The organism is Algoriphagus yeomjeoni (assembly GCF_049821175.1).
Taxonomy (GTDB): Bacteria; Bacteroidota; Bacteroidia; order Cytophagales; family Cyclobacteriaceae; genus Algoriphagus; species Algoriphagus yeomjeoni_A.
Genome location: NZ_CP187512.1, coordinates 699775 through 712080, shown reverse-complemented (window position 1 = coordinate 712080; position 12306 = coordinate 699775). Strand labels below are relative to the sequence as shown.

Here is a 12306-nt window from a genome sequence, read left to right as displayed (position 1 = left end):
TCTCGCGGCGACGCGGCGGAGCAAAGTATTTGAATCTCCAACAAGCGCAATGTCTTTAAAGCTCCTGCTCCCGACAGCTGTACGGGAGGCGCCAAGGCGCAGGTTTTTACTCGCGGCGGCGCAGCGTTTTATAACCTTTGAGGCGTCATTTCGAAGGCGGAACAACAGAGAAATCCCCTCGAAGGTTTTCAGTAGAAGTTCAATCTCCCGCATGGGTGCAGTGGCACAGGTTTTTTTTCTCAGGTTTCTCGCAAAGACGCGACATCTAACTTATTATGATCTAGGTACTAATCTGAATATTTGATCCTTTGAACTTTTTACGTTCTTGAGACACGAACGGAAGCAGCAAGTCGGCAGAAAAGTGTGAAAACATCTCTTAATGTCCATTCGCTCATTCTCCTATCTCTGTGCTTCTCAGCGAATCCTCTGGGAATCTTTGTGGTAAAAAACCCAACACCTCTAAAGTATCAACCCATCCTGCATTACCACCTTCCTATCGGCCATCTCAGCCAATTCTTCGTTGTGAGTAACAATCACGAAGGCTTGCCCCAGCTCTTTACGAAGTGTGAAAAATAACTCATGTAAGCTTTTGGCATTCTGGGTATCCAAGTTTCCACTCGGCTCATCTGCGAAAACCACCGCCGGACAATTGATCAATGCCCTAGCCACAGCAACTCGCTGCTGCTCTCCTCCAGAAAGCGTGGATGGCTTGTGATCCAGTCTATGCGAGATACCAAGTAACTCAGCCAGTTCACCTGATTTTTTAGCCAGTTTCTCCGAAGATGTTTTTCCAATCAGTCCTGGAATCATAATGTTTTCCTGAGCAGTAAATTCAGGCAACAGGTTATGAAATTGAAAAATAAAGCCAATTCGTTCATTTCTGAATTTCGCCAATTCATCTCCTTTTAGATTTAGGAGTTTTTTTCCATCCATTTCCAAGGAACCCTGGTCTGGATGATCTAAGGTTCCAAGAATATGAAGCAAGGTGCTTTTCCCAGCTCCTGACGAACCGACAATCGAAACAATTTCAGAAGTTAAAATTTCTAGATCTACACCTTTTAGTACTTGTAGGCTTCCATAGGATTTATGGATTCCATTGGCTTTCAGCATGCTAACATTTTTTATCAGTCCAAAAATAGAACAAATGCCTATCTCAACAGGAAATTAACGGCTTTTTTTACCGAAAAAGGAAAAACTCAGGTTTGATTTATCGAGTCTTAGGGCTTAACTTCGGGCAAAAATTTCCAGAGGATGAATATTCACGAATATCAGGCTAAAGAAGTATTAAAAGGTTACGGAGTCCGTATTCAGGAAGGTATAGTCGCCGACACACCTGAAGCAGCTCATGAAGCAGCCGTTAAGTTGAACGAGCAAACCGGTACTAGCTGGTATGTGATCAAAGCTCAGATTCACGCAGGTGGTCGAGGAAAAGGTAAAGTCAACGAAACAGGTTCAAACGGGGTTGTTCTTGCCAAAAAATTGGAAGACGTCGCTGAAAAAGCTAAAAATATCCTTGGCGGTACATTGGTTACTCACCAGACTGGCCCAGAAGGAAAAGTTGTAAATAAGGTGTTGATCGCTGAGGACGTTTACTATCCAGGTGCATCTGAGCCAAAAGAATATTACCTATCTATCTTGTTGGATAGAGCTACAGGTAGCAACGTAATCATGGCCTCTACCGAAGGTGGAATGGACATCGAAGAAGTTGCTGAGCATACTCCTGAGAAAATCATGAAAGAGTGGATCGACCCTAAAGTTGGCCTTCAGCCTTTCCAAGCTAGAAAAGTAGCTTTCGGATTGGGGCTTTCTGGTAATGCATTCAAAGAAATGGTGAAATTCATCACTGCTCTTTACAATGCTTACGAAGGAACAGACTCTTCTCAGTTTGAAATCAACCCAGTATTGAAAACGTCTGACGATAAGATCTTGGCAGTAGATGCTAAAGTGAACATCGACGACAACGCACTTTACAGACAAAAAGGATTGGCAGCACTGAGAGATGTGGCTGAAGAAGATCCATTGGAAGTAGAAGCTGGTGAATCAGGTTTGAACTATGTAAAACTTGACGGAAACGTAGGTTGCATGGTGAATGGAGCTGGTCTTGCGATGGCTACTATGGACATGATCAAATTGGTAGGTGGCGAGCCTGCTAACTTCCTTGACGTGGGGGGAGGGGCAAATGCTACTACTGTAGAGGCTGGATTCAGAATTATCCTTCAGGATCCTAATGTGAAAGCTATCTTGATCAACGTATTCGGTGGTATCGTAAGATGTGACAGAATCGCAAGCGGTGTAGTAGAAGCTTATAAATCAATTGGTGACATCAGAGTTCCTATCATCGTAAGACTACAAGGAACAAATGCTGCGGAAGGAGCTAAAATCATTGATGATTCAGGATTGAAAGTATTCTCTGCAATCACGCTAAAAGAAGCTGCTGACAAAGTACAGTCTGTACTCGAAGCATAAATCATAAAGTGTACTGAAGAGCAATCTTCGGTACTTTCTGCACTCGTAGTTCAACTGGATAGAATATCAGATTTCGGCTCTGAGGGTTGAGGGTTCGAATCCTTCCGAGTGCACATAAATTAAGGCTTAGACTGATGTCTAAGCCTTTTATTTTGACTGTTCCCTAAGTTTTTTCTCTAAGATATCTATCCTTAAATTCGTGGTAGAACCCTTTTAACTGATCCTAGCATTTGATCTTGAAATAATAATTTAGAACCACTTTTTTTTGAACTTGCCGGACGAGCAAATCAAACTGACCTAATTGTAATTGCATATTTGGATGGGATAGAAAGGCGTAATTGCAAATTACCCCTAGGCAATGCACTTCTAAAATTTAAACTCAAATTATACTCAGAGAGGGGGCATTTTCAGAAATTATTAACCTGTTTCCTATTCTATTCCTCCTAGGTTGAGAAGCCACGCAAGCAAACGGATCACTACGTATACAAAACTAACCAAAGCAAAAAAGAAGGTCCACCAATATGTTCTATATATCCTCCTTGAGTTCCTGACATCGTATGTAAGCTTCTCTAATTCAAGACTTTTCTTTTCCTTTATCTCTAATCTTTCTTTTTCTTGATTCTCGAATATAGCCGTAAACCCACCTTCAAAATAGAAGGCAGGTAAATAATCACTTGCCCAAAAAACCTCGGGAGTTGGGTCAGGCTTTGGAAATAAAAGACGTGGCCTATAGTCATTTAGGTGATGAAACATAGCAATCAAATAAGCATCAGGCTTATCTGGAAACAGAAAAGCCTTCATATCTTCCACCGAGCCAACATTGGAATTATTAGAAACCAATTCTTTAACCAGTAGGTCCAGGTCTGTTACGACATCCTTAGTAAGTTTCATGGGTTATACGTTTAGGTCAAACCATTTTACACCCTATTTCTCTTGCTGAACGGGAATTCGAGATACCATTACCTTCCAAACTTTATTAGAAGCGCCGGATTTACCACTGCCATAGGTGGAAGGAGAAGCTTCGTATGATTCTATACCTCCATAGATATATCCAATATGAACTGGATCTGAACTAGTGAAGGTACTTTCTCCATCGATTACATCTGTTTGCTCATCATTAATTGTTACATAGTTAGCATTGCTATTTGGGATAAATACCGCTTCAGCTCCATAAAAATAGTTGGATGGAAATACGTTGGAAAGGGTATCAAATGAACTTGCTTTAGTATTTAGATTGAATTTAGCATAGCCCAATGTATTCGTGAATCCGGATAAATCATTATCTGCCTTCCCATCACCTATACCACCCGGCAAAAAAGTGTGAAGTTCCGATGATTGGGAGTCATAGATCACAAAATCAGGACAGGAATAAATATTACAATCCTTCTGATCGTGCTGAGAGTCTATATAATATTGATCCACTCCTTTTGGAGTGATGTAAATGGCATCGTTCCATGCAGCTAATGTTTCTCCGTATTTGAATACCCCACCCATAAGTGCAAAGTTGGGAGCAAGATTGCTATCCTGATCGAGGTAAAGAGATGCTACAATGGGCAAGTCTCTTCTTCTGAACGTGGAAGTGCTATCTGCCATTTTTGGGTTATTTAGCAATACAGCTGGAGAAATATCACTAATGGTATCTGTAACAGTTGCCTCAAGTGCGAGCGAAGTGGCATCTTCTGAGAAGTTGAATTCATAGACAGCGTTTAAATAAACCTGTGCAGTATCAAAATTATGTCCCACCGCTAGATAAAATTGGTCATTTAGCCTTTTCAATTCCCCTCCAGTAGCCCTCAGCGTGGGATTGTTTCCAAATCGAAATAGATCCTCCCATTCTGCCACTGTAAGATTCCAGTCCTGATTAGTAATTCTCATCAAGAGCGGAACATTTATTCTGGCTATCTCATCAGTTGTTGTATAATTTCCTGATGTTGGGGTTACGTTTAAAGGCGGACCATAACCTCCAACCACATATAAGTAATCCCCGGATTGAACAACTTGAGGGTTCGTACACATAAAGATTCTGCCATGCTCAGCCAAGATATCCCCGACTTTTTTACAGATCTCCCTAATATCTTCAGCCTCGCCGTTTGTTCCTGCAGCCATAGCTCGAATGGTATTCAACATATCCGAATAGTTAATGAAAGATTGGGTTCCTGTAGTGGGGTTGAACGTATAAATAAAGGGATTAAAAGATTTGGGCGGGAAAGACTTGAGTGAATAATCCGCATTTAGATTATGTAATCCTCCCAGCGTATCATTCCCGTTCATTCTTCCGGCAAACAATAGCCAGTCATCACCAATAGCCGCATGTGCAAAGGACTGTAGCCCAGGAGCCAGGTAATTTTCTGTGACAGCTTCTAAAGACAGAGAATACGCATATACACTGTCAGAACTAACTGTTGACTCATTGGTTTTATCTCCACAGGAGATAAAAAGTAAAGCCAATGTAAAATTTGTAAGTAGGCAAAAAGTCTTGAGTTTCATTTCGATGGATATAAGGATGTGAAAATTATTTTGTTAAAGCTTCAAAAATTACGGCTAAGCAATTTATTCTATAAGAAAAGACCGGCAACACTTGGTGTCATTAATTAGTAATACCCTTTCTCCTGCCTCAAATAATCCAGCGGGACATGCACCAAAATAATTGTCCTAGAAAAAGGTAACTAATAGCCCCCAATTTGCTTTCAAGCTGGATCTTCTTTTCAATAGAAAGACGATTGTAAGTAAGGAAATAAAACTGTACCAGAACATACCATGTATAGGGTATTTTGTTTAAGGAAAAATCCTCGAATAAAATCATCTTCAACAGCCTGTTTTCAAAATGAATCAGATAGACTATTCAAATCCGTAAACCGCATACCTGTTTGGTACTACCACGAATTTAATGGAATCGATAACTGATTAGGTGGTGAAGATGGTTTCCGGAGGCTAGCATCCGGATGGGTGAGCCTTTCGGGATTTTCGGTTTTGTACTGAATTGAACACCGTGAAGAAAATGACTAAGCTCTCGAGGTACGAGAGGACAAGTCGTAAAGAAAATGCCCCTTAGGCATTTTTAGACTTGGGCCAGGTTTGGGCAGGGAGTCATTTTTAGGTGTGAAATGCAGTACAAAATTCCGCTGTTTGCTCAGCATAAAGTAGCACTACACCACACAGCGGAAAGAAAAGACCGAGGCTCAGGACTTTTTGGTTACTTTTTGGCCGCCAAAAAGTGACAAAGAAAAACTTATAGAGAAAGGGGTAATGTGTTAGAAAAATGTTAAGTCTCCTAAATGAAAAAGCCGCAATGATAATCCGAACCTATACTCTCTACTAGGGAAATTAGTTTAAAACCCAACTTGCTTCTCCATTAAATTCAGGGTAGAACCACCTGTTTTAACTCCCAAATTTTTCTGATTACCCAAAACCACCTTCGATGAGCCGGTTGTACCCTAGTCAAGTACCATCACAGAAGTCCTGATAGTTCTAAGCAAATTCAGATCATAATTTTTGATATGAATAATGGCAGCATAGCTTCCATTAGAAACCTTAAGACCATTATAGGTCCCATCCCATACACAGCTGGATTTCAACTCATTACTAGGAGCATCATCTTCACAATGATAAATCATTTGCCCCCAACGATTGAATATTTTAACTTCTATATTTTCCGTTAAATTGTCAGGATAAATTTCAAAAAACCGAGTTGGGTCATTGATCCAGATAGCATTTGGAAACCTCACTTCAGGCTCACATTTCTCTTCTACTTCAAACTCTGAAAAGAAGGTACAGCCTAACATATCTTGTGTTTCCAATTGATATTGACCGGCTTCTTGCGGGATAAAAACCCGTTCATTGCCTACCCTGTTCCCATTCAGAATCCAGCTTACTTCTTTAAAATTCACTCCGACTTCAATCTCCACTTTTTCATTTCGTTCTGGGCAAAAGCTGTATAAACTGCTTAATACTGGAGGATCTGTGAAAGATTGGCGTACCTCGAATTCTGTTCGGCCAATCAAGCATCCGTTCACATCGCTCAGCGTTACTTCGTAGCTTCCTTCTTCAGACACGATTAATTGTCTGCTATTTTCAAAAAGGGTAAGCATTTCTTTTCCATCACTGCTAATCTTAAACCAACGGATAACTAATCCATCAGAGTCCGCTACCAAGTCTACAATCGTTGAACTGTCATCGCTGCAGAAGGGTCGTAGGTCTATTTCAACTTCGTCTGGCTGGATTATTTCGGCTTCAAAACTTTTTACCGCCGGACATAAATCAGAATTCACATGTATACCCAAGACCGAATAAGACCCCGTTTGAACCAAAGCAAAACTTCCGTCTGCCTTACGTGGGACATTGCTACCATCCGGAGCAGTTAGTGTCAACACTACATCAGGGCCAATTTCCGGAAGCCAAGCGTATTCCGAACAGGCTAGAACAGTTCCTGGCACATCAAATTGCACTTCTTCCTTACCTTCGACAGTTACCAAACTGATTTGATGAGGATTCCCTTCTCTGTCAACAAGTTCCAAAGAATAGGCTCCAGGAACTGCTTCAATTATCAATTGAGGTTGGGCAAGAAAAGGCACTAGCGGCTCACTTTCTCCTGTTGCCAAATCTGTAAGAATATAAGAACCACTCTGTTCTTCATTCCATGTCAAAGTAATTCTACCCTTCCCACTTGCTCCAATTTCGCAGGAAGCCAGCTCAGTATTTAAAGAATAATCTAAAAACCCCGGCACCAAGTTGACTCCGGAAACCCCCTTCTCATCACTATCAGAAACCAAATTCCCTTGCAGGTCATTTGCATTCGTTTGGGCAAACAGCCAGATTTGTTGATTAGACATATCCCACGCTGAAATCATATAAGTTACCTCAAAAGATCGCTCTTCCTGCGGGCCTAACACCGGAATTTGCCAATTGGCACTTTTTAGATATTCATTGACAGACACATTAAAAAGAGTGTTTTGCCCAAGATTTTTGATCGTGATTATAAAAATCACTTCTTCACCTTCTTTGGTAAATTTTTCTATACTGGAGGTAATTGATAGATCTATTTCAGGCTGAAGGCTGCAGTCTTCGATGTATACTGAAATTTCTTTTCTTTCACTTTCGCATTCTCCTTCTTTCAATTGACTCACCCAAATTGAATATTGTTGTGGGGTAGATAGATCGATCATTGGAGCACTGCTCATTGGACTAGTACTTGGGTCGTTATCTGTAAAAAATTGTAGGGTATATCCTGGCTCCGATGCCAATTCATAAGGAATCTTTTTTGCTTCCATACAATAGGTTAAGGTACCTATCAACGGAGGTGGGCTGGAAGGAATAACAGTTAGTTCTAGAGGAATTCGCAATCCTGTACAGCTTCCTTGTGGCCCTTCAGAAACCCATACTTTCTCAGTGCCTACCAAAGAAGTATTGACATAGTAATTGATCAATGGAGTGCCACCAAACTCATCGACAAAGAAGTACACGTCAAACCCTTCTTGAGTGGGCATGATTAGATCAGCCAAGTCTGCTGGTGTGTCTCTGTGGCAGAATACAGGGATATTATCCAAATTTAAATCTGTATACAATTCAAAATCTTGGCAATGACTGGCTATAAACTCTGCTTTTCCTGAAATAGGAATTTCTATAGGGCCATAGATTGCATTTCCTGCACAAGCCTCCTCTTTAAACCCTTTGATAAATTGGAGCCCTGAAAAATGCTGCTCTGAAATACTTCCGACCCCTGACATGGATCCATTTACAGATAGTAATGACTCACAATTATCATTAGCCAAAACAAAACAGTCTTCCGTAAATTTAAGGGTGTACCTCAGTGAAGTGATGATTTCATCGTAGGTGTTGGGCACTGGAATGTCTCCCATATCCCAGACTATGGATCCAGATACTCCCAAATTTGGATCAAAAATCACCGTTCCGAAGGCATTTGGGGTAATTTCTGCACTTACAAATAGTGCATTATAGGGCACCGGGATTACTAGCTTGTTTTGTTCGGTCGCCTCAGTGCCTACATTTCTAATATCCACCTGAAAAGTTACCTCTTGTCCAGGTTTTACAGTAGACGAGTCGTCAGCAGGGTCACCAGCTATACTAATCAGTTTGTTGTATGCTTCTATATCTGGTGTGTAGCTAGAGACCGAAAACGCAAAAGCATATAAAGCAAAGAGATCTTGATTGGTACCGTAGCGGAATTTTACCGAAGACTGACTATTGGCAATTAGAGAGTTATCAGGATTCGGCACCTGCCAATTGACAATATCAAGCCCCAAGTTGTTTTTTAAGTTTGGAAACCGCTGATTTTCCACCAGCTCACCACTTTTCATCAGTACAGGGGTGTAGTTAGAGGAGTTAAAGAAGTTATCCGTGCTATTTGCAGGGTGACTCAAGCGGCTCCAATTGCCTTTTGGATCCTGTATTTCCAAAAAATCACCTCCGATACTATTATCACCTTCGCTGGCCATGATTCCCAATTTCAAATTTACAGGACCATTCTCAATGGCACCAAAGCCTTTGATTTCCAGTTCACCGGTTACAACTTCTCCATCCAAGGATTGAATAAATGTATATCCGTCAAAAATGGTTACATCCCTGAAGTTCATCTTGGAGTTTTGATAAACTACAATGAGTCCCCAACTCCCAAACATTCCAGTCTCATCAGAAAAACCTTCAGTCAAAGCTAGATCGGCGACAGTATATGACCCGGCACCATATTCCTTGACCAGGTCGGTAACATCCGCATATCCAACATACATATCCCTAAGCTCCTGTTCTGGGAAGAGAATAGCATTTCCCGAGGAAGTGATTTCCTGATAATCAATTGCACCTGGCGGCTTGAGTTTCAATTTCCTTTTGTCAAACTCTTGGGTATAATAAGCTGCAGGAGTATATGTTCCCGAAGTTTCCAACAAAACGGAATTCTTGGCATTTGTGAAATCATCATAGCTTGATGATGTTGAGCGAATTACACCATTGATAATGACATCCATTCCGTTATCGCTTAACGGTATTGGCTTAAACGTTACTGTGGACATCCCATTTGACTCCTCGATCTGAAGGTTTTCTACAGGCTTCCATCCAGTTTGGTTAATATCATATTCTATTGTGTTGTCATTTGTAAAACGGATGATTAAATGGTTTTGACCATCCTTAGCCACGATCTCATACTGCGGAAAGGGCTTATTTTCCGAATCAAACATTGTAAACACATAGACATTGTAAGGAAGGTATTCGAGGTCTTTACCTTGCTCTACTGTGTCTTTTTTACTATTCAAAGTTACAGGAGCCAGAAACCCCTCCTTTTTTGTCAGCTCAAATGTCATTCCTGGAGTTTGGACTCTACCAGACCAATAAAGACCTGCATAAATGATGTCAGTGCAATTGGTGTCTGATCCATTTTCATCTGAAAAAAGCAGATTGGCAGAAGAGGAATTAAATGTACTAGGAACATTATCAATATCTACAAAGATCATTTCCTCGCCCGAATTCCCTTTTTCCTCTGAATAATTCTTTAAGGTCAAATTTGTATTTCCGATAATGGTAAAATCACCCCGAATCTGAAAAATATTATTGGGAACATTGGATGAGCCTATTCTGTGTCTGAACGGAACTCGGTAATCATTTTGAGCTTTCAAATCCTGAAACAGTCCCAGAAAAATAAAAAGTAAATAGAGGGAAATTAACTTTCCGGCGTTCAAGTAGCGAATCATTTGTCAACCATCCAAAAAAGACCTTAGTTTTCAGAGCTGAAAGTAATTCTATTATTTCTAATTCCTAGTTGATGACTATAGATTTATTTAATGGATTGTAATAAGAAGCTAAGCGGTATAGCATAAGCTAATGCTGCCTTCAATTTGATTAATATAATCTAAGTGTTTTTTTTGAAGGAATAGTATTACAAAGGCCATCATAAAATCAAAAAGAGGCTGTCTAACTGGTTGAGACAGCCTCTTTCATCCAAATAAAATCTAATTAATCATTCAGAACTACCGTCACGATTGACCTTGCTGGAATAGTAACAGTTTCCTGAGAGACATCCAGCTGAATCGTTTGCAAATCCATTTCTTTAGAGGTGAGGTTTAGACTCTTTATAGTACTGGAAGTACCATCTAGCTCTAGTTTAGCCACAAAATCCTGAATTCCTGAATTCACCAAAACTATAACGACCTCTTCCTGGTCGGTGGATTGATAGGCTGAAACCAGCAAGTCAGGTGACAACTGATTTTCCTCTCCTGTATCTACGGCAATTCGCTGATAACCTGGCCGGATAAATCGGCTGTAATTCCCCAATGCCCAGAGCATTTTGCTTTCATAGAAATTACCTTCAGCCTTGTCCTTATCGATGTAAACCAAGCCATCCTTATAGTTATAGGGAGAAATTGCCAACCACCAATGCCAAGCGCTGGCGTTCGCAACAGTCAGGTCATTGTGGATCACACGAGCCATGTAGAGCGCTGGATCAATCCCCAGATCTCTACCACTTCCATTGATTTCACCACCATTGTCACCCAGTATGCAATATTCACTCATCCAGAAACTCAGACCTGGAACTGAATTGACCTCAGCAGCAACTTGAGAGCGCTGCTTCACGGCAGATTCAAATGGTGAAGTAGTGAAATAACTGTGGGCAGAAATAGTAGGGCTGACATGCGTAAGATCTGCGATGTAATTGGAAGATTCTGGGTGGAAAAACGCTGAGATCTGTTCCCCCCTTCCCTCTTTATCTGCTTGCTCGTAGATGTAATTAATCTTTCCGGCTTCGCCCACATCGATCTTCGTACCCAAGCTATGCCGAGTCAAAGCAGCATCAAGCGATTTCACTATGCCGGCAATTTCAGAATTCCAAAATGGAGTTCCCTCCTGACCACCATCCGACCAATCCCACTGCGGCTCGTTTACCGGACTCACGTAATCTACCTGTATTCCCTTCTCTTCCAGGCCTTTGATGACCTGTGCGAGGTACTCTCCAAACTTCTCATAGTTTTCTGCCGCTAAATTGGATTGCCCACCCGCTGCATAGGCTTTTCCTGTTTTGGTAAAGTTTACCGGGGGACTATTGGGGAAAATAAGTAATTTATTTACACCAAGCTCCTGTGCAGCTTTGGCGAACCAAACTTGTCCAGCCTGCCTGTCCCAGTTGTATGATCCATCGCTCTCCAGAAAAGACTCAGCTCTCCGCCACTCATCATTTATTCCGCTTTGATCACCCTGTTGGACACTACCAGCACCCACATTGAATCGCCAAAGTGATAGGCCAATACCTTTGGGGTTGCCCTCATCATCATTGTCACTACTGAAAAGCAGTTCAGCAATAGCAGTCTTCTTTTGATCAGGCCAAAGCCCTACAAACTGTGCAGACCAAGCGTCAGATGCCCCAAAGTGCTCGATTACCTGATACTTTTCCGCACGCTTTGCATTGATTTTAACAGTTAAAACTGGAAGCTCCTGGCTTGGCTTTTCCTGTCCTGAGGACTGGCAGGCCAAAAAGGTCCCTAAAACCCCCAATACTAGTTGTCTCAAAAACAACCTTTTACTAATCATTCCTTTGATTTTCATAAATATGAGTTGTAAAAAAGGGAAGACGCTAAGCTTCCCTTCAAACTGATCAATATCCCAAGGTTTGTTCCAACTGGTCATCAGATGCTAAAATCTCTTACCTTGGAATTGGTAACCAGTAATTCCGGGTACCAAACTTCTTACCATTGAGCGATATTTTTCTTTGGTAAGTTAAGGTGCCATGGTCAGCTTTCACAATTTCTATTCCGTAGGCTGCCGCATTTTCTATCTCATCTGAAGTCAATCAGCTTCTCTCACCAAAATAGCGATAGTTCTGAAAAGCAAGTTCAATTCTTT

General features: G+C 41.2%; 6 protein-coding genes and 1 tRNA gene. 2 read left to right on the top strand and 5 right to left on the bottom strand.

Annotation, left to right across the window (positions count from 1 at the left end):
- Positions 1-459: 459 nt before the first annotated feature.
- Positions 460-1110, bottom strand: a complete 651-nt coding sequence (locus ACPUEN_RS02765) for an ABC transporter ATP-binding protein (RefSeq protein ID WP_425638300.1) — start codon at positions 1108-1110, stop codon at positions 460-462.
- Positions 1111-1251: 141 nt separating this feature from the next.
- Between ACPUEN_RS02765 and sucC the strand changes: the two genes are divergently transcribed.
- Both sucC and ACPUEN_RS02755 read left to right on the top strand, forming a co-directional pair.
- A complete protein-coding gene (sucC, locus tag ACPUEN_RS02760) occupies positions 1252-2466 on the top strand; it encodes an ADP-forming succinate--CoA ligase subunit beta (protein WP_283411247.1) in 1215 nt (404 codons plus the stop codon).
- Positions 2467-2505: 39 nt separating this feature from the next.
- Positions 2506-2579 (top strand) — tRNA-Arg (locus ACPUEN_RS02755).
- A 316-nt stretch (positions 2580-2895) separates the two neighbouring features.
- Here ACPUEN_RS02755 and ACPUEN_RS02750 read toward each other — a convergent pair.
- The 4 genes from ACPUEN_RS02750 to ACPUEN_RS02735 form a co-directional block, all read right to left on the bottom strand.
- A complete protein-coding gene (locus tag ACPUEN_RS02750; protein WP_425638299.1) occupies positions 2896-3357 on the bottom strand; it encodes a hypothetical protein in 462 nt (153 codons plus the stop codon).
- Between the two features lie 33 nt (positions 3358-3390).
- Complete coding sequence (locus ACPUEN_RS02745; RefSeq protein WP_425638298.1) at positions 3391-4953, bottom strand: hypothetical protein; 1563 nt, start codon at positions 4951-4953, stop codon at positions 3391-3393.
- Between the two features lie 947 nt (positions 4954-5900).
- Positions 5901-10163, bottom strand: coding sequence for a DUF7507 domain-containing protein (locus ACPUEN_RS02740; protein WP_425638297.1), 4263 nt, complete (start codon positions 10161-10163; stop codon positions 5901-5903).
- A gap of 262 nt (positions 10164-10425) precedes the next feature.
- Positions 10426-12009, bottom strand: coding sequence for a glycoside hydrolase (locus tag ACPUEN_RS02735; RefSeq protein ID WP_425638296.1), 1584 nt, complete (start codon positions 12007-12009; stop codon positions 10426-10428).
- Positions 12010-12306: the final 297 nt, after the last annotated feature.